The sequence below is a fragment of the Providencia sp. PROV004 genome (assembly GCF_011045615.1).
Classification (GTDB): domain Bacteria; phylum Pseudomonadota; class Gammaproteobacteria; order Enterobacterales; family Enterobacteriaceae; genus Providencia; species Providencia rettgeri.
The window spans coordinates 510471-529473 of record NZ_CP042859.1 but is presented as its reverse complement, the minus strand read 5'-3'; the positions used below and the strand labels follow the sequence as shown (position 1 = coordinate 529473).

The following is a 19003-nucleotide window of genomic DNA, read 5'->3' as shown; positions in this document are numbered from 1 at the left end:
AAAGATAATTTCCTAAGCAATACGCTGTTATCTATATGTGGATCGTGTAAAAACAGTAACGCAGCATAAACTCAGCAACCATCGCCGCTGTACAACCAACCACTAAATATCCTTTACTGCTCGAAGTCATAACCCCATTCGCCGTTTGTCGTATATGACGAAACAACCCATATCCCAATACCATCACCGCCAATATTCCAACTACCCAACTCGTGATACGCAGTGACCAAATCCCTTGGTAAGCATGGATAGAGTCGATAGGAAATGTAATGGATTCATTATTATAGCTAGTGTGAACCAAGTAACTTTCATAGGTAGGCTGATAAGCTAAACGAACCAGTAAGCTAACCCCAATCACCGCCCATAACATCCATAACCCACGAGTTGATATCTGAGTCTCTACGGCTCCGATGTTAAAACGCAATAACAAATTGATTAATAAATAATACCCAGCAGCTCCCGCAGTAAACATGGTGCCGTAGAACATCAAATACGTATTATCATTCATCCACGTTAACATTGATGTATAACGATAGATTGAAGCCATGGCATACACATCGCATAGCCCTGCAATAATGGCCAAGCCAAGTAGCAAATATGACAATTCCTTTTTGAGCCATAACCATAGGAAAGTCAGCCCGAGAAAAGCAAAATAGGTAGCGGTGAATACCACTTCACGGCTTAACCACGATGAAAAAATATTCAGCAGTGAGTTAGGCGCATTTAAAGGAACCCCTAAGTGGGTGATTGAGGACAATAAACCGATACCCGCAAATACGCAGGCGACAAATACATACCACAGCAAAAACTGTGCGTGCGTTTTGCCCGTTAAATTCGCCGATAATTTGTTTGCAAAAAGCGCTAACATCACACTCAACCCAATGGATGTTTGCATTAAAAATGTGAATAATAACAGTGGCCATTCATTCATTTGGCTTCTCCTTGTGAGTCTTGTGTACGACCCGCCCCAAGATGTGGATGGATCACTAAATTTGGGTGGGTAATCGATGAGTCTGGTAATCCTCGGACATCCGCTAGCTCCCCATAACGTTGTCGTAATTCATCAATTGGGCCAAATTGAATGGCTCCTAGTGGGCAAGTGGCGACGCAGACGGGCTGTTCCCCTTTTAGTTGTAAATCAATACAAAAATCACATTTCGACATTTGCTTGGTTTCAGGGTTCATTTGCGGTGCACCATACGGGCAAGACCACGCACAGGTTCCACAGCCCACACACTTATCTGTATTGACCATCACAATGCCATCCCCTTCACGCTTGTGCATGGCTGTCGTCGGGCAATTTTTCACGCACATTGGGTCGGCACAGTGGTTGCATGAAATGGACAACGTATAGGCAAAGACGTTATTCATCAGCCCCCCTGTGCCATTTTCAATAAACTCACCACCAGCGACTTCGTATACACGACGATATTTGCGACCCACGTCGAGGTTATTTTTATCTTTGCACGCCACTTGGCAGGCTTTACAACCGGAACAACGGGCAGAGTCAATATAAAAGCCAAGCTGTTTGTCACTAATCGCGGGATAAACCTGAAATTTACTCATGCTTTGCTTACCTCCACCAATAAGGTTTGATGGGCATTTCCATGTGCCATTGCTGTACTGCGGGAAGATGTTAAAACGTTCGCACAACCGCCTTGGTCAATGCCATTTTCATCAGGTTGCCACCACGCTCCTGCCTGTAAAGCAACAACACCAGGCATAATGCGCTGGGTGATTTTGACCGGTACCATGGTGATACCGCGGTCATTATTCACTTTGACCCGCTCCCCATCCGTGATATTTCGTCTTTTGGCATCGATAGGATTGATCCATAACTCTTGGCGCTGTACTTCTTGTAACCACGGGTTAGCAAATTGCGTTGAATTGGCACGATTACGACCTTTCCAAGTGATTAATTGCAATGGATAGCGGGAAGCTAGTTCATCTTCCGGCCCCTCAATGGCAGGCACATAATGAGATAAAGCAGGGATGTCCACGTCATTACGCTCATAAAGGCGCTGAGAAAAAATTTCAATTTTTCCGGATGGTGTTTCAAACGGGTTATTCTCGATATCGTTAATATTTTTTTCGAAGGCGACATGGCCCACATGCGGTTTGTGTTTTAACAAATGGCGGCGCTTAACCAGCAGCTCATCAAAGGTTGGAATGCCATCTTCCGGGCGTTTTTGATGAGCGTCATTGACTAAATACTCAATCCACTGTTTTTCTGTACGGCCTTCACTGAATTTTTCGTCAACACCGAGTTTTTCAGCCACGTCGCGTAACCATTCATAGTCACTACGGCGCTCAAATTCAGGCTCGACGACTTTTTCAGATAAAATAATATAATTACCCGTTCCCCATGTGCCACCCACATTCCAACGCTCTAAGAAACTGGTTTCAGGCAGTAAAATATCGGCATACTTGGCACTGGGAGTCATATATAATTCACTGTAAACAATAAACTCAACTTTACTTTCATCTTCCAGAACTTTAGCGGCATGCAAAATATCGGGGTTCTGGTTGGTCATATAGTTACCCGCTAACGAAAAAATCATTTTGATTTCCGTATCGAGTTTTTCTGCGTTTTTTAAACCGTTATTGGGCGTTACCAAATCTTTATTTTCACAGGCCTGCACCCAATTGGTGATATTAATTTTCGCTTTCACAGGGTTGTCAAATAAGCTAGGACCCGCGAGAGTTTTACGGAGATCCGGCGTGACTGCCATGCCATAACCTGCTGCCCATCCCCCTTTTACACCCACATTACCCGTGATTGTTGCCAACAAGGTCGCGCCTCGGGCGGAACGTTCACCACAGATATGACGCTGAGGCCCCCAGCCTTGCATTAATACCGCTGGTTTGGTGTTGGCATATTCACGTGCCAATTGACGTATGGTATCGGCGGGTACTTTGGTAATGGGTTCCGCCCATTCAGGAGTTTTCACTATTCCATCTTTTTTCCCCATCAAATACGCCATCAATGACTCATTTTCGGGTATGCCTTCGGGCATCTGGTGCTCATCAAAACCAACAGTGAATTTATCGATAAAGGTTTGATCATGCAGGCCCTCACTGATGATCACATACATCATGGCATCCATCATCGCATTGTCTGTAGTCGGTAAAATAGGGATCCACTGATCCGCTAATGACGATGCGGTATCTGAATAACGCGGATCGACAACAATGAATTTAGTGCCATTTTTCTTCATTTTTTGAAAATAATGATTCGTATGACCAAAAATGGTTTCGTTAGGATTATGCCCCCACAGAATCACCAATGGCGTATCTTCGAGCGTGTCTAAGGTGCTACCACTGGCTGATGTGCCATAGGTATAAGGTGTGACCGCCATGGTATTGCCGTTACTCACTGAATGGTAATTCTCCAGAAAGCCCCCCGTGATATTAAATAGACGGCGTAGCATATTCGCACCAGAGAAAATGCCTCCAGTCACTCCAGTACTGAGGCTAACAAAGCGCGAGGCAGGGCCATATTGCTCGTTGATACGCTGCATATTGTCGGCAATCAATGTCGTCGCTTCTTCCCAGCTAATGCGCTCAAAGCGCCCCTCACCACGTTTACCCACTCTTTTCATTGGGTATTTCAAGCGATTTGGGTGATAAACAAATTTCCGATAACTGCGGCCGCGTACGCAAGCACGCATGATGGGCATCTCTTCATCTAAATCGGCATCTGGGCGGGTACTAATTCGGGTTACTACCCCTTCTTTAACATGTGCTCGAATATCACATTTGCCACCACAGTCAAAACTACTACAGGTAGAAACCACTCGCTCACCTTCATTTTGTAGCATTGTGGTTGGGATGATATTCGGGTTTTCTGGTGTCGATGCGACCGTGTTTGTGGCAATAAAGGGGACAGCCATGAGCGCAGAGCTGCCTTGAATAAACCGACGACGGGTTAAGGGTTTAATCAGACTCTTGCTATCTGCCCGATCGTGATAATTTTCCATGATAACTCTACCTCTGGCATACATTAGGTTGCCGCGCTAGAGTAATCATTTCCCGGTTTGCCAACTTTCGAAAAGCCGCCAAACACATTGGAATTTCAGCCAACCATATAAAACATGTGGTTATGTCAATAAAAATTGCCTATATTCAGAAGATAGATAATAATTTTTGAATCTCAGCCAAGATAAATTCCTATGCGAAATATTCCTCTAAAAACTGTCGATGCCACTCCACGTGATGTGTTAGCTATCGGTACTGATTACCTACCAAACGTGTTACTCGATTCTCACGTCCACCGCCGTGCCCAGTTTTTATATGGCGCAACAGGATTGATTGAAGTCAGTACTGCAGATGGTGAATGGGTCATCCCGCCTGATAGCGGGGTTTGGATCCCCTGTAATACCCCTCATGAAACCCGCATGTTGAATGTCAGTACACGTAGTTTATACATTGAGCCCAAAGCGGCTCCTCGTAGAGGAAATAAGTGCGAAGTACTCAGGGTTTCTCCCTTACTTCGTCAATTATTGCTTGAAGCGGTTGATACCCCGATTGAATATGATTTAAATGGCCGTGATGGGGTAATGTACCAATTGATTTTGCATGAAATTGCACAAGCAGAACCCCTGCCTTTCTACGCGCCCATCCCACGGGATGAACATTTAGCCCAGTTGTGCAGGGAATTCCTAAAAGCCCCACAAATCACCTCATTACCACAGGAATGGGCCGCTAAATTACATAAAAGTGAGCGTTCATTTAGCCGTTTTTTTGGCGCTCAAACGGGGCTATCTTTCTCAGACTGGCGGCAGCAAGCTTGCTTATTAAGTGCTATTACCCATATTTCTGCGGGTAAATCCATTACCGAGGTTGCATTTGATTTAGGCTACAGCAGTGTTGGGTCTTTTTCGACTATGTTTAAAAAATGGTTAGGGCAAAGTCCATCCAGTTTTATTCAGAAAATTGGTGGATGATATCTAACCATTCAAAAACCCAATTTAATCAAATGTGGCGATTAACCATGCAGACCCTTGATAGCTTCCTGCGTCTGCATTAGCTCCTTGAATACGACTACGTATCTGAATCGTATGCTCTGACTGAATTCCCACACGAATGTCTGTGCCTGCCGCCCCAGTTTGCTCATCCACAATTTCTAACTGACTGTTAATCGTTTTATTTGAAGCATCTTTCATCGGCAACCGCTTTTGCGGGTCGCTATCGGTGGCATAGTCTAACCGCAATCTTACCTTCGTTAAGGTTGCAAATTTGCATGTATACCTGATGCTTTCACTCACCAAGCTATCATAATGAATACGACTTAATTGGCCATGCCGTAAATTGACCGTGCTAGCCTATCCAGAGCTCGTTTGCGTGGAACACATCGCTTTTACATTTAACTGAGGTAACGAGGCGGTACTAATACTAAATTTACTCTCTTCGCCATTTTCTTCGCGTACCGTCACATCCAATACACCACGGATGCCGCTATCGAGTGTTTGAATGCGAAATGGCTCTGGAGGAACGGCTGTTTCAGAAATAATACATTCTTGACTGCGAACAATCACAATTGCATTAGTGTTTGCCATACCAATAATTTCAGGTGCATACCCCCGCTAATTTAGGCGGTAGCATGCGGTCATCACTTTCTAAAGAAAAACCAGTATATTGCCAAGATTCAAAAATATCCGAATAAAGATAATTTTCTCCCACGGTAAAAATTGAAGCGCTATCTTTCAATGAAGTAAATGCATAAAGACGAGTAAAATCAAAGTTGTGTTTCTCTTGAGGGTAATCCCCCCGTTGCTTCTGATAAGATGTACTGTAATCCCCACGTAAGCGCCAAGCTCCCCAAATTGCTTACTTGCAAAACATGAAATACATAAGGTACATCAGATGACTGTGCCAATGATCTTAACCATTGCCGTTGCAATGGTGTATTAGCAGGAAAATCCATCACAATATTATTTCCCGCCTGTATCAATTGCTTGATATGACCTTCTAATACTTGCTTCACTAAAGCACTTTTCTCAATATAGTAAACTAATTCAGTAAGTTCATTAGGATAAAGTGCAGCAAGCCACTCATCTTCACAAAGCAAAATAGTCCGAGGCTAGTTAGCCAGTCGTTTCGCTAATATCGATTTCTCTGAAGCGATTTTCCCACAAAGAAAATGCAAACGAGGTTGATTTTCTAATAATGATGATGCTTCTACTAAAGTCATAAATCGTTCCTTACTGAAGTGTTAACCAGATAAGAACAAAAAACCCGCCTTATCTGGCGGGTTTAGGATGTCGCATATCCCCACCACTAAGTGATGGTAATAATAATGTTTAAGCTAACGACACCCTGTGACATATAAATTTCCCAAATGGAATTATAACCAACCTATCAGTGGTCAATACAAATTGTCAAACTTAGTTGAATTATGGGCATAAATAAAAGGCCTGAATAAAATTCAGGCCTTTTATTTCACTAATTAATGTTTACCATTTTTATGATGATTAAGTGTTTCTTCTTTTAAATCAAGTTCATCACGTAAACGGTGATACACCCTTTCATTGATATTTTTACTTTTACGCATTTGATATAACGCGTCCCGTTTTGCTTTTAATGCTGACTTGGACATCTCGCGTTCCATATCAATCATCTTATGTAAATCATACACATCTGACTCAGTTTCATCTGAGTTATCGAGTCGTCTACCATAAATTTCTAACAATTGTGCCCCAACCTCAGTACGCATGGCAATTTCATCCATATCATCCGATGGGTGGTTCATCAATTCACGTAAATGTGCCATTGCGGCTTCATTTAAGGCTAAACGCGCTCGAATTTCGTCATTATCATAAGGTAAGTCTTGTACCAGTCCTTTAGTTAAAATAGGCAGTGCAATACTGGCAATCAGTAATGAACATAAAATCACCCCCATTGCTAAGAAAATAGCCACGTCACGATTCGGAAATAATGAACCATCTGGCATCAATAAAGGTAATGTTAAAATACCCGCTAACGTAATCGCTCCACGCACTCCCGCTGTCGCCATCACTGCCATCATACGAATATGCATAACATCGGCTTCTTTACCACGACGGCGTTTATGGAAGACCGTTAGAGTCATCGAGATCCACACCCAGCTAAACCGTAAAACCGCCAAGGCCACAGTAATGATTGCCACATAAACAAATAGCATCCAAGGATGGCTTGCACCCGCGGCCTCTGCTACAGCAGGCATATTTGTCCACATACCGGGTAACTGCTCGCCTAACAAGATGAAAATCATCCCGTTCAACGCAGTTTGTACAGTATCCCACACCGCTTTACTTTGCATACGTGTTGCGGCTTGCATACGCCCTGCAATTTTTTCATAGTGCATGGCAATACCGGCAACCACTGCGGCTAAAATACCGGAAACATGTAAATGTTCAGCTAATAAGTAAGCCGTAAATGGCATCAATAAACTGATCATAATTTGAATAGCAGGTTCTTCCCCAGTGCGCTTAACTAGCAATTGGTTTAACCAGCCAATTGCCCAAGCCACCAGCAAACCAATTAAAATTCCGCCAAAAGCCACTAATACAAACTGCCCCGCCGCTGAAGCAAGGGAAAATGTGCCTGTTAGCGCAGCGACCACCGCAAAACTGAAACACACCAGACCCGTTGCATCATTCAGCAATGACTCCCCTTCTAGAATATGCGCCATTCGCGATGGTAATGGGGAATTGACGGTCATTGCAGACACCGAAACAGGGTCTGTTGGCGACAAAATAGCAGCCAAGGCAAAAGCAACAGCTAAAGAAATGGCCGGAATTAACCAATGTATAAAGAACCCCATACCAATAACCGTAACCACCACTAAACCTATGGCTAACGACATGATTGGTTTAATTTCTTGAAATAAGGCTTCTTTAGGAATACGCCAGCCATCAAGAAACAATAAAGGTGGAATAAATAAAAACAGAAATAAATGAGGTTCAAATTCAACCGTAAAACCGTATAAAGACAAGCCAGCCCCCAGTGCTATCTGTATTAGGGGTAATGGAATAATATCTTTGAGCAGTCGTGAAACAAAAACGCTCACAACAACGGCTAATAAAAAAACGAGTACAAGTGTCACTACTGACATTGATTGCTCCATATTTAGCTAATCATTAATTACCAGTTATGCAGTAAATAGATAAATTGAATCAATGTAAAGTGGCAATTAATCATCTGATACAAAAACAATAAATTTAAGAAATAGCCTATCTATCATTAAGTTACAAAAATACTATCTACTTGAGTTGTCAATAAAAAATTTATTTATCAATTTGGTAAATAACGATTAAAACTCCATCTCAACAATAAGTTATGCCTTACCGTTAAAAATAGAATTAAACCATCATTACTTAATGATATATCTAGATAAATAGCCACGTTAAACAGTGGCCATCCAAATAATGAAAAGTGCGGGTTTTAATAAAAGAGCTTATGGACGTTCTAAAATACGGGCACCAGGACCTTTCCGACCAAGGACATCATCAGGGTTACGCAGTGGGCAATCACTTAATGATAAGCAGCCGCAACCAATACAGTTATCCAATTCATTACGTAAACGCGTCAGTTGCCGAATACGCTTATCTAAAGATTTACGCCATTGTGTCGACATCTCCTGCCATTGTTCTGAAGTTAGCGCACTATTTGCAGGAAAACGCCCTAATGCCTCTTGAATTTCATGTAATGGGATCCCTGTACTTTGTGCGACTTTAATAATGGCAATATAACGCAGTACAACAGAGTGAAATCGTCGCTGATTCCCTTGAGTTCGAGTACTTTGAATGAGTCCCTTTGATTCATAAAAATGGACTGTAGAAACAGGTACTCCCGAGCGTTTTGCCACTTCGCCCACCGTTAGTGCCCGCGTAAAATCAATTTTTTTTCCCTCGCTTTTCTGAGGTTTTATCGTTTTTGTGTCTTTGTCCGCCATTTTATCTCACCTTTGCTTGACCTCAACTTAACTTAAGGTTTTATAGTGCCACCCTGCTAGTTTGTCAATTGAGGTTACTTTTTAAAAGGGGATAGGTTTATGCCATCGGTGATTACCAAAATGTTAGAAAGCAATAGCTTATGGATTATTGCTCGCTTACTCATCTTGGTTTTATTTATTTCATCTGGTTTAGCCAAAGTTTTTGATTATGAAAATAGTCTGGCCGGAATGCGTGCCGCGGGTCTTCACCCAGATTGGTTTTTCAACATTGCTTCTGCTGCTGTCATGTTAATTGGCTCAGTTCTTGTGCTATTTAACCGTCTTTTATGGCTTGGAACTGGGGCGCTAGCCGTGTTTTTGTTCCTCACAATTGTGGTTGTCCACACCTTTTGGAGCTACACGGGGGAACAAGCTCAAATTGCAATGTTTTGGGCAATTGAGCATATCGCTGTTATTGGGGGCTTAATTGCTATCGCCATTGCAGGGCATTTTCGAGGTCTTTATTTCGCGTTAAAAGCGCAGAAATAGAAGGAAAATTTAATGAATAAAAAAACAATAATGACACTTTGTTCCGTTTTAATCGCTGTTGGGGCGGGTAGCGCGATTTATTCGACCTATGCCCAAAACGAGGAAGACGAACAAGCAGCTTACCAATATCCACCAGTAAAAGTGGCATTGGCTCCTGTTAGCTTAGATACTGCGCCTCGTACCTTTTACGGTGTGGGTGAGTTAGAAGCTGGCAGCCAAGTGTTGGTCGCGGCAGAAACCAATGGTCGTATTACGAAAATTGCATTTGAATCTGGCCAGCAAGTCAAAAAAGGCCAATTATTAGTGCAGCTCAATGATGCCGTTGAACAAGCGGATTTATCACGTTACCAAGCACAGTTGCGCAATGCGGCTCGCTTATACGAAAGAACCCGTTCATTATCTGCGCAACATTTAGTGGCAGAGGCTCAAGTAGATAGCACTCGTGCTGAACGTGATATTGCCCAAGGCCTAATCCGTCAAACCCAAGCATTAATTGCACAAAAAACGATCCGAGCGCCATTCGACGGAACGATAGGTATTCGCCAAGTCCATGAAGGACAATATTTAAACCCCGGCGAAGCCATTGCCAGCTTGGTGGATACCCAAACCTTAAAGCTCAATTTCTCTTTAGATGAACAAGCCTCACCGGAACTGCATCAAGGCCAAATTGTTGATATTACAGTTGATGCTTATCCCAATAAAACATTTCCAGCCCGTATTACTGCAATTGACCCACTCATTGGAAAATCACGCACTATCGCCCTGCAAGCCACACTGGAAAATAGTGATGGCACCCTAAAAGCAGGAATGTACGCCAACGTGAATGTGGTACGCCAAGCCAGTAATGAAGTCATTACGATCCCAGAAACCGCAGTCACTTATACCGCCTATGGCGATACTGTGTTTATTACGCAAGGTGAAGGCGATGCGATGACCGTTAAGCGAGTGTCCGTAAAAACGGGACAACGTTGGGATGGCAAAATTGAAATAGAACACGGCTTAAGTGCTAACGATAAAGTCGTCACGTCTGGGCAATTACGCTTAAACGACGGCTCTGCAGTCACCCCTGTTGCCCAAGATACATTGTCTGAACCTGTCGCTAACACAGCTCAAGGTTCATAAGGAAGGCGTAATGAAATTTACTGATATTTTTGTTCGCCGACCTGTTCTGGCTCTCGTAGTCAGTGCTTTGATTGTGTTAATTGGTTTATTTGCGCTGAGTAAGCTGCCTATTCGCCAATATCCACAACTTGAAAGCTCGACGATCACCATTACCACGCAATACCCTGGCGCATCAGCTAAATTGATGCAAGGCTTTGTGACACAACCCATCGCACAAGCGGTTTCCTCTGTAGAAGGTGTCGACTATTTGTCTTCTTCTTCTGTGCAAGGAAGCAGCCTTGTCACCGTACGAATGGAACTTAACCGAGACTCCACTCAAGCCCTTGCACAAGTAATGGCGAAGGTGAACCAAGTTCGTTATAAATTACCGAAAGAAGCTTATGACCCTGTGATTGAGCTTTCCTCTGGGGAATCCACTGCGGTTGCTTATATCGGTTTTTCCAGTACCAATCTATCCATTCCTGCCTTGACAGATTATATCTCACGCGTCATTGAGCCAATGTATTCCTCAATTGACGGCGTCGCCAAAGTTCAAGTTTTTGGTGGGCAACAGTTGGCGATGCGTTTATGGCTTGATGCCGATAAATTAGCCGGCCGAGGTCTAACCGCTGCCGATGTTGCGCAAGCGGTTCGCCAAAACAACTACCAGGCGGCTCCCGGTAAAGTCAAAGGCGAGTTCGTTATTTCTAATGTTTATGTTAATACCGACCTCACTAATGTCGATGAGTTTCGTGATTTAGTGATCCGCAACGACGGCAATGGATTAGTACGTTTAAAAGATGTGGGAACCATTGAGCTAGGAGCCGCTTCCACAGAAACCAGTGGTTTAATGAATGGTGAGCCTGCGATTTACCTTGGTTTGTTTGCCACACCAACCGGTAACCCACTGGTAATCGTTGACGGTATGAATCAATTGATGCCTGACATCACCAAAACATTGCCGCCCGGTGTCAAAGTGGAAATGGCATTTGAAACTTCGCGCTTTATTAAAGCGTCTATTGACCAAGTTATTAGCACATTAATTGAAGCACTATTGATTGTTATCGTTGTTATTTACCTGTGTTTAGGTTCAATTCGCAGCGTAATCATCCCAATTTTAGCTATTCCGCTATCAATGTTAGGTGCAGCCGCACTGATGATGGCATTTGGGTTTAGTATTAACTTACTGACATTACTCGCCATGGTATTAGCGATTGGTCTGGTTGTCGATGATGCTATCGTGGTCGTCGAAAACGTCCATCGCCATATTGAAGAAGGGAAATCACCGGTTTTAGCGGCTTTAATTGGGGCTCGTGAAGTAGCGGGGCCCGTTATCGCAATGACAATCACCTTGGCTGCAGTCTATGCGCCAATAGGGCTAATGTCAGGTTTAACAGGAGCTTTATTTAAAGAGTTCGCACTCACCTTGGCCGGTGCAGTTATTGTTTCCGGTATTGTGGCATTAACCCTTTCCCCTGTGATGAGCTCTTTTATGTTGAACTCAAAACAAAATGAAGGGCGTATGGCGCGTATGGCAGAAACCTTCTTTTCTACCTTAGCCCATTACTATACCATTGTATTGAATTTCTCTTTGAAAAACCGTTGGTTAACAGGTGTTATTGCCATTGGTGTCTTCATTAGCTTACCACTGCTTTATCAATCTGCCCCTCGTGAATTAGCTCCTGTGGAAGACCAATCCAGCGTATTAACGGCAATCAAATCTCCTCAACACGCTAACCTCGAGTATGTAGAACGCTTTTCGCGTAAGTTACATGATGTTTTCATGGAATTACCGGAAACGGAAAGTACTTGGATTATTAACGGAACCGATGGCCCTTCCGCCAGCTTTGGGGGAACCAACTTGACGTCATGGGAACAGCGTGACCGTGCCGCATCTGAGATCCAAGGGGACTTACAAGGACGCGTGGGTGATGTCGAGGGGAACAGTATTTTCGTTTTCCAATTACCCGCTTTACCAGGTTCAACGGGTGGCTTACCAATCCAAATGGTTCTCAGAAGCCCACAGGATTATTCGGTACTCTACAAAACCATGGAAGAGATCAAGCAACAAGCACGTGAAAGCGGCCTATTTATGGTGGTAGATAGTGACCTTGACTATAACAATCCTGTAGTAGAAGTCCGTATTAACCGTTCAAAAGCGAATAGCTTAGGCATTCGCATGCAAGATATCGGCGAATCACTGACCTTATTAGTGGGAGAAAACTATATTAACCGCTTTGGGATGGATGGCCGCTCCTATGATGTGATCCCTCAAAGTATTCGTAGCCAACGCTTAACACCGGAAGCCCTTTCACGCCATTATGTGAAATCAGAAGCGGGACCTCTGATCCCACTGTCAACGGTGGTCGATATCAATACCCAAGTTGAACCAAATAAACTCACGCAATTTAATCAGCAGAATGCAGCAATTTTCCAAGCAATACCCGCCCCGGGTGTCACGTTAGGCCAAGCCGTTGCCTATTTAGATGATATTGCCAATGAACTACCCGCCGGTTTTAGCCATGACTGGCAATCCGATTCGCGCCAATATAAACAAGAAGGTAACACCCTCGCCTTTGCCTTTATGGCGGCGCTCATCATTATTTACTTAGTCTTAGCGGCACAATATGAAAGTTTAGTCGACCCATTGATTATCTTGATTACTGTTCCACTTTCAATTTGTGGTGCGTTGATTCCATTGGCACTTGGCTATGCGACATTGAATATTTACACCCAAATCGGCTTAGTCACATTAATTGGCTTAATCAGTAAACACGGAATATTGATGGTTGAGTTTGCCAATGAATTACAAGCCAATGAAGGACTAGATAGACGACATGCCATTCTCAAAGCAGCACAAATTCGTTTACGCCCAATATTAATGACAACTGCGGCAATGGTGATTGGTTTAGTTCCGCTGCTATTCGCCACTGGAGCAGGAGCGAATAGTCGCTTTGGCTTAGGCTTAGTGATAGTCACCGGTATGTTAGTTGGCACATTGTTTACCCTGTTTGTTTTACCGACCATTTATACCTTACTAGCCCGTAATCACAGTGCAACCGCACTAACCCCAAGGCGCTATGAGCTTGCCGAAGCGAATCGCCTAATCAAAGAAACTGAGGAGACGTCCCAATGAGAAATACGTTAGCTAGCCGTCATCAACGTAACAACCGTACAGTCAACGAAGTGGAAGTGAATACGATGAGCAATAGCATGGCAATGCTATTAATTTATCATGGTCTCCCCGCAGGTCCGGAAAAAAACCATGCCACCTCGTACCCGAATACCTTAGGTAAGCCTACCCGCTAATGTAAATAGCCGCCAAACCATTTAGGTTTGGCGGCTATTATCAAACAACATGACAAAGTACTCTATTAGCCTTCGTAAAAAGCTAAAACAAGATTACCTTCCCGAATAATAATTGGATTGCCGGGTAATGCATCCAATAATTCACGCTGAGAACTTTCTACGACCACCGCCACATCTTTATAATGGTAGTTTTTTAATAAGTCAGGTAGCTGTTTTAAGCTATAAAACCGATTAGCGGCATCTGGGTATTTGAGCCCGTAGCCTAATTCCCCAGTTTGGTGAAGCATTGTAATATCACTACGTTTAAGTACCCATGCCAATGCGGTACCGAGGCCTACATTATTGGTTAACAATACAGATTTATCAGCTAATTGGTGATGATATTTCGCAATCACCTCTTGCGGAGTATTATTACTGGCAATACGAGATGGGATCACATGCCCTACCGTTAAGCTAATTGCCACCGTACACACTGCGGCTAAATACCAAAACCGTTGCTTGAAAGAGACCAAGGCAACCAATAACCAAAAAATAAAGGCTCCCGCAGCTAACCATAATTTTTCACTTTCATCGGCCTGAAACACATTCAGTTTAGGGTAATAAGCAGAAACAATAATTCCCCCAGCAATAGCGCCACCAATTAGTGTGTTAATCAATGCATTCAAGCGAATAGGCAGTGTTTTTCTCTCAGTGAGAATTTTTTCAATGTAGGCCGCCATAAGAATGGCAATAGGTGCAATACAAGGCAAAATGTAGGTCAGTAATTTTCCTTTAGTGATACTGAAAAACACAAATGGCGCAATAAACCACATCAGAAAATAAATATGTAACCCTTTTTGCTGCCATGCGTGGCGTAGTGCGCCAAAAAGGTACCCCAGCCAAGGTAATACCGCAGCGAGTAAAATAGGGATATAAAACCAAAATGGGGACTTATTTTGTGCATTATTCGCCATAAAACGTTGAATATGCTCAACCCAGAAGAAATAGTTCCAGAAATCAGGCTCACGGCTGGCAATCACAAAAGCCCAAGGTAAGCACACGACAAAAGCAGTAAATAGCGAAACAAAAGAGAAAACAAACACTTCTTTGAATTGCTTAAAGTAGATGGCAGTTACTGAACACACCAGTAAAGGCAGCACTAAAACAAGAAAGCCTTTTGTTAATACGCCTAACCCACAGGCTACCCCCATCATCATGAAGGCGAATAATTTATGAGAGAAGTATTTTGTCGTTAACCCCCATTGAAAAAAGAAAATCACCATAGTGATAAATGCTGTCACGATGGGGTCAAGAATATTGTAGGTGCCGATGGTAAAGACCATCAACATTGAAAGATAAATAAACACCGCGTTGAAAGCGAGACGTGAGTTTTTCCAAGCCATTTTGGCACTGAGATACACAAATAGCCCACTGACTAATGTACTAAATACTACGCCAAGGCGAACAGAAATGTTATTTTCACCAAATAACATTTGGAAAATAGCCCCTACCCAATAACCAAAAATAGGCTTCTCAAAATAACGAATATCTAAAAGTTCAGGAACGCTCCAGTTATAACTAATAATTAATTCCCGACTAATTTCTGCATACCGCAGCTCATCCGGTTGCCACAATAACCTACCGTTTAATGGTAAAAAATAGGTTACTAGGACAAAACCGAATAACAGGCACCATTTAAGGTAGGCAACTTTATTGTTTGCCATAATCATCTCATCTCAACCATTCTTGTTATTAATATTTAATAATTTTATTTAGTTCATTTGAAAAACACTTTCTTTTTATTTAGCTATTATCGTTATGGCAATTAAACCTCATTTAAACAAATCGAACGTTAGTTGGTAGAAAGGTCACTGTATATAAACAATCAATAAATGAATACTACAATTCATATACAAAAAGAGATAAGAATCAAATAATAAGACTGAGTGTTTAAAGAATAGTTCAGTATTTAAAAATAAGGTGAAAATTTAATTCGTTCTTAATATTAGTCATTAATACAAAAAAGTGTACGGCAGTTTATAAACAAAAACCGGTCAGGGTATTCACCATAACCGGTTATTATTCATACCAAGTAAAGCTATTTGGCCGCAGATAACGCTTGTTCAAGGTCGGCTAAAATATCATCAATATGTTCTATGCCAATTGATAAACGAATCATATCTCTGGAAACCCCGGCTTGTGCTAATTCTGCGTCATTGAGCTGGCGATGCGTCGTTGATGCAGGGTGGCAAGCTAGTGATTTAGCATCACCAATATTCACCAACCGCACAATCAGTTTCAAAGCGTCAATAAAGCGAGCTCCAGCTTCTTGGCCACCTTTAATACCAAACGACATAATACTGGCAGGTTTACCGTTCATATATTTCTGTGCTAAATGATGTTCAGGGTTGCTCGGTAGCCCTGCATATTTCACCCATTCCACTTGAGGGTGATTTTCGAGGTAATTCGCAACTTTTAGTGCATTTTCAGTATGTCTATCCATTCTTAACGCGAGAGTTTCTAACCCTTGTAGAATTAAAAACGCATTAAATGGTGACAATGCAGCACCCGTTCCGCGCAGTGGGGCAACACGGCAACGCGCAATAAAGGCAGCGGCGCCAAAATGTTCAGTATAGCTTACACCATGATAAGCCACGTCAGGCTCTATCAATAATGAAAAACGGTCTGGATACTCTGCCCATGGGAATTTACCTGAATCAATAACCATTCCACCCAGTGATGTACCATGGCCGCCAATATACTTAGTCAATGAATGAACCACGATATCCGCCCCATGTTCAAATGGGCGACATAAATATGGGGTCGCTACGGTATTATCGACAATCAAAGGCACACCATGGCGATGTGCAACTTCAGCGAGTGCAGCAATATCCACAATAAAACCCGCTGGGTTTGAAATTGACTCACAGAATACGGCTCGAGTCTTGTTATCAATAAGCGCTTCAAGCGCTGCTAAATCATCGTGCTCTGCAAAACGGGTTTCAATTCCTAAGCGTGGCAAAGCGTGGGCAAGTAAATTGTATGTTCCGCCATATAATTTTGCCACGGAAACAATGTTGTCCCCAGCTTGTGCGACTGTTTGAATCGCATAAGTAATTGCCGCCATTCCAGAAGCAACAGCCAACCCTGCCACACCGCCTTCAAGGGCAGCAACACGCTGCTCTAGAACATCATTCGTTGGGTTCATAATTCGCGTGTAAATGTTACCCGCGACTTTTAAATCGAAGAGATCAGCACCGTGCTGAGTGTCATCAAAAGCATAAGAAGTCGTTTGGTAAATCGGTACGGCAACAGACTTGGTTGTAGGATCAGGAGAGTAACCCGCGTGAATCGATAATGTTTCTAATTTCATTCGTTATCCTTGTTACGACACACTGGAAAAAATGCAATTGCCAGAGGAGGTTCATAATTATGTTGTTATGATTCTGTGATAACTCTAGATATTACCTAAGACGTCATATCGAGCAACTAATTGAACTTGAAATTATTTCACATAGATAGATACGACAATGGTGATTATCACCCTTTCAGCTTAAAAATTAGTTATATCAATGTCTATCCTTATAACCTATTTCGTATTGATATAAAAAAAGCCACAACCCATACAGGTCATGGCTTTGTTTCTTATATAACTTTATTTATAACTACAAGAAAGCGCCATAAATAACAGAAGTAATAGATGCTAACCCACAAATAAAGGTGAAAACTTGTGCAGGTTTTGACGTGCTAAATTTCTTCATCGCAGGAACAATATTCATCGACACAACAGGCAGAATAAACAGAATAGCGGCAATCATTGGCGCCCCCATCGTTTCAATCATGCCTAAAATACTTGGGTTACGAATAGTCACAATCCACGTTGTAATCACAATAAACAGCATGGATGCCATTTCAATTTTCTTTACAGAAAAAGAAGAACGAGACTTAATTAACCCAACTAAACCTTCGTGAGCCCCTAAGAAGTGGCCAAAGTAACTCGATACAATCGCAGCAAAGGCAACAATCGGCCCTAAATAAGACAAGATTGGCGATGGATTGATATTTGCGATATGTGATAACACACTGATATTTTGTTCTTTAGCAACAGCAAGTTCAGCTGGGCTTAATGATAGCACCACAGAGAAAACAAAAAACATTACAAAGCCAGTCAGCATTAATGCGGCCCCGCCAGTGATCATATCTGTTTTCACAATAGCATTATTGCCGAATTGTTGGCGCTGGTCTTTGGTGAATTGGCTGATGATTGGGCTATGGTTAAATGAAAATACGATAAGGGGGATCGCCATCCAAACAACCACTGGCATTGAACTCCAGTCTGGTGCCACCTCTAGCATTGACATATTCCATTCAGGAATTAAATACAATGATAAAGCTAATAAAATGAAGACCAAAGGGTAAACCATTAGAGACGTGAGCTTTAACATCAGGTCACGACCAAATACCACCCCAGCAGTCATTGCAGCAATCAGCACGCCAGACAATAACCATCGTGGTAGTGGATCTATACCTAGTTGATTGACAAGAAACGAATCAACCGTATTTGTAATACCCACACCGTAAATCAATACGATAGGGTAAATAGCAAAAAAATAGGCAAAGGTAATAATATTTGCGCCTATTTTACCAAAATGCTCTTCGACCGTGTCGGTAATATCCGCATTTGGATTTTTTGAAGATAAAACAAAGCGAGCTAACCCTTTATGGGCCAGCCAAATCATTGGAGTGGCAATTATTGCCAATACGACTAATGGCCAAAACCCCCCGGCACCGGCTTTAATTGGCAGGAATAGAACACCTGCGCCAACAGCGGTTCCAAATAAAGAAAGTACCCAAGTAAAATCCTTATAGGTCCACTTACTGGCAGGTTTATCTACTGCGACTACTGCTTTTTCAATTGTGCTCATCTTGTGTTCTTCATCATTAACGTTATTAAAATAAGATGTGCAGATTTTGCATTAAATGAGCAGTAGTACCTAATTTAATTACGCTATTTTTTTCAACTTTTTGGTGTAGATCTCGTTAATAACGTAAAAAAACAAATGCCACGTAATTATTCTGTAAATAAATAATTTCGCAATTAATTAAAAGAGTAAATTTTAGATATAAAGTATTTAATTTTTAATTCGAGAA

The 19003-nt window shown here is 42.3% G+C and carries 15 protein-coding genes and 1 pseudogene; 5 read left to right on the top strand and 11 right to left on the bottom strand.

Translation table 11 applies throughout. The features are described from left to right. Window positions 1-31: 31 nt before the first annotated feature. From FVA69_RS02275 to FVA69_RS02265, 3 genes are read right to left on the bottom strand one after another with little or no spacing between them, the layout of a single operon-like run. Window positions 32-931: a dimethyl sulfoxide reductase anchor subunit family protein gene (locus tag FVA69_RS02275; protein ID WP_123382763.1), complete on the bottom strand. Its 900-nt coding sequence runs from the start codon at window positions 929-931 to the stop codon at window positions 32-34. Then, a complete protein-coding gene (locus FVA69_RS02270; protein WP_164528339.1) occupies window positions 928-1566 on the bottom strand; it encodes a DMSO/selenate family reductase complex B subunit in 639 nt (212 codons plus the stop codon). The genes FVA69_RS02275 and FVA69_RS02270 overlap by 4 nt, the downstream gene beginning before the upstream one ends. Continuing rightward, a complete protein-coding gene (locus tag FVA69_RS02265) occupies window positions 1563-3980 on the bottom strand; it encodes a DMSO/selenate family reductase complex A subunit (protein WP_164528338.1) in 2418 nt (805 codons plus the stop codon). Before FVA69_RS02265 ends, FVA69_RS02270 begins: the two co-directional genes overlap by 4 nt. Window positions 3981-4172: 192 nt before the next feature. Here FVA69_RS02265 and FVA69_RS02260 point away from each other — a divergent pair, with 192 nt between their 5' ends. After that, window positions 4173-4946, top strand: coding sequence for an AraC family transcriptional regulator (locus tag FVA69_RS02260; RefSeq protein ID WP_004915063.1), 774 nt, complete (start codon window positions 4173-4175; stop codon window positions 4944-4946). Window positions 4947-4970: 24 nt separating this feature from the next. Here FVA69_RS02260 and FVA69_RS02255 read toward each other — a convergent pair whose 3' ends face one another. The 5 genes and pseudogenes from FVA69_RS02255 to soxR form a co-directional block, all read right to left on the bottom strand. Beyond that, window positions 4971-5267, bottom strand: a complete 297-nt coding sequence (locus tag FVA69_RS02255; protein ID WP_425262878.1) for a hypothetical protein — start codon at window positions 5265-5267, stop codon at window positions 4971-4973. 99 nt (window positions 5268-5366) lie between these two features. Beyond that, window positions 5367-5820 (bottom strand): annotated as a pseudogene (locus FVA69_RS02250) (fimbria/pilus outer membrane usher protein); the annotation flags it as partial. After that, on the bottom strand, window positions 5738-6070 hold the full coding sequence (locus FVA69_RS21595; protein ID WP_164528337.1) for an AAA family ATPase: 333 nt from the start codon (window positions 6068-6070) through the stop codon (window positions 5738-5740). The pseudogene FVA69_RS02250 and the gene FVA69_RS21595, both read right to left, overlap by 83 nt. A gap of 378 nt (window positions 6071-6448) precedes the next feature. Continuing rightward, entirely contained in the window at window positions 6449-8095 is a 1647-nt protein-coding gene (locus FVA69_RS02240; RefSeq protein ID WP_004915075.1) for a Na+/H+ antiporter, read from the bottom strand. Window positions 8096-8437: 342 nt separating this feature from the next. Further along, window positions 8438-8935 (bottom strand): redox-sensitive transcriptional activator SoxR, encoded by a 498-nt coding sequence (gene soxR, locus FVA69_RS02235; RefSeq protein WP_109912609.1) that lies wholly within the window; start codon window positions 8933-8935, stop codon window positions 8438-8440. Window positions 8936-9034: 99 nt separating this feature from the next. Between soxR and FVA69_RS02230 the strand changes: the two genes are divergently transcribed. From FVA69_RS02230 to FVA69_RS02215, 4 genes are read left to right on the top strand one after another with little or no spacing between them, the layout of a single operon-like run. Continuing rightward, a complete protein-coding gene (locus tag FVA69_RS02230; protein ID WP_164528336.1) occupies window positions 9035-9463 on the top strand; it encodes a DoxX family protein in 429 nt (142 codons plus the stop codon). A 12-nt stretch (window positions 9464-9475) separates the two neighbouring features. Then, window positions 9476-10585, top strand: a complete 1110-nt coding sequence (locus FVA69_RS02225; protein ID WP_109912611.1) for an efflux RND transporter periplasmic adaptor subunit — start codon at window positions 9476-9478, stop codon at window positions 10583-10585. Window positions 10586-10595: 10 nt separating this feature from the next. Further along, entirely contained in the window at window positions 10596-13700 is a 3105-nt protein-coding gene (locus FVA69_RS02220; RefSeq protein ID WP_109912612.1) for a MexW/MexI family multidrug efflux RND transporter permease subunit, read from the top strand. After that, window positions 13697-13873 carry a hypothetical protein gene (locus FVA69_RS02215; protein WP_164528335.1) on the top strand — a complete coding sequence of 59 codons (177 nt, stop codon included), beginning with the start codon at window positions 13697-13699 and terminating at the stop codon, window positions 13871-13873. The genes FVA69_RS02220 and FVA69_RS02215 overlap by 4 nt, the downstream gene beginning before the upstream one ends. A gap of 65 nt (window positions 13874-13938) precedes the next feature. Here the strand turns inward: FVA69_RS02215 and arnT are convergent, their stop codons facing one another. From arnT to FVA69_RS02200, 3 genes are all read right to left on the bottom strand, one after another. Beyond that, complete coding sequence (gene arnT, locus FVA69_RS02210) at window positions 13939-15582, bottom strand: lipid IV(A) 4-amino-4-deoxy-L-arabinosyltransferase (RefSeq protein ID WP_109912613.1); 1644 nt, start codon at window positions 15580-15582, stop codon at window positions 13939-13941. Window positions 15583-15950: 368 nt separating this feature from the next. Next, the gene (locus tag FVA69_RS02205; RefSeq protein WP_164528334.1) at window positions 15951-17225 is read right to left on the bottom strand and encodes a bifunctional O-acetylhomoserine aminocarboxypropyltransferase/cysteine synthase; all 1275 of its coding nucleotides are present in this window, start codon (window positions 17223-17225) and stop codon (window positions 15951-15953) included. Between the two features lie 292 nt (window positions 17226-17517). After that, the gene (locus FVA69_RS02200) at window positions 17518-18777 is read right to left on the bottom strand and encodes an aromatic amino acid transport family protein (RefSeq protein ID WP_004915136.1); all 1260 of its coding nucleotides are present in this window, start codon (window positions 18775-18777) and stop codon (window positions 17518-17520) included. Between the last annotated feature and the right edge of the window lie 226 nt (window positions 18778-19003).

What these genes read in the sequence shown, in the direction of transcription:
- soxR (WP_109912609.1), bottom strand. Translation starts at nt 8,935, where the DNA reads ATGGCGGACAAAGACACAAAAACGATAAAACCTCAGAAAAGCGAGGGA.
- FVA69_RS02275 (WP_123382763.1), bottom strand. Translation starts at nt 931, where the DNA reads ATGAATGAATGGCCACTGTTATTATTCACATTTTTAATGCAAACATCC.
- FVA69_RS02215 (WP_164528335.1), top strand. Translation starts at nt 13,697, where the DNA reads ATGAGAAATACGTTAGCTAGCCGTCATCAACGTAACAACCGTACAGTC.
- FVA69_RS02270 (WP_164528339.1), bottom strand. Translation starts at nt 1,566, where the DNA reads ATGAGTAAATTTCAGGTTTATCCCGCGATTAGTGACAAACAGCTTGGC.
- FVA69_RS02265 (WP_164528338.1), bottom strand. Translation starts at nt 3,980, where the DNA reads ATGGAAAATTATCACGATCGGGCAGATAGCAAGAGTCTGATTAAACCC.
- FVA69_RS02220 (WP_109912612.1), top strand. Translation starts at nt 10,596, where the DNA reads ATGAAATTTACTGATATTTTTGTTCGCCGACCTGTTCTGGCTCTCGTA.
- FVA69_RS02260 (WP_004915063.1), top strand. Translation starts at nt 4,173, where the DNA reads ATGCGAAATATTCCTCTAAAAACTGTCGATGCCACTCCACGTGATGTG.
- FVA69_RS02240 (WP_004915075.1), bottom strand. Translation starts at nt 8,095, where the DNA reads ATGTCAGTAGTGACACTTGTACTCGTTTTTTTATTAGCCGTTGTTGTG.
- FVA69_RS02205 (WP_164528334.1), bottom strand. Translation starts at nt 17,225, where the DNA reads ATGAAATTAGAAACATTATCGATTCACGCGGGTTACTCTCCTGATCCT.
- FVA69_RS02200 (WP_004915136.1), bottom strand. Translation starts at nt 18,777, where the DNA reads ATGAGCACAATTGAAAAAGCAGTAGTCGCAGTAGATAAACCTGCCAGT.
- arnT (WP_109912613.1), bottom strand. Translation starts at nt 15,582, where the DNA reads ATGATTATGGCAAACAATAAAGTTGCCTACCTTAAATGGTGCCTGTTA.
- FVA69_RS02225 (WP_109912611.1), top strand. Translation starts at nt 9,476, where the DNA reads ATGAATAAAAAAACAATAATGACACTTTGTTCCGTTTTAATCGCTGTT.
- FVA69_RS02230 (WP_164528336.1), top strand. Translation starts at nt 9,035, where the DNA reads ATGCCATCGGTGATTACCAAAATGTTAGAAAGCAATAGCTTATGGATT.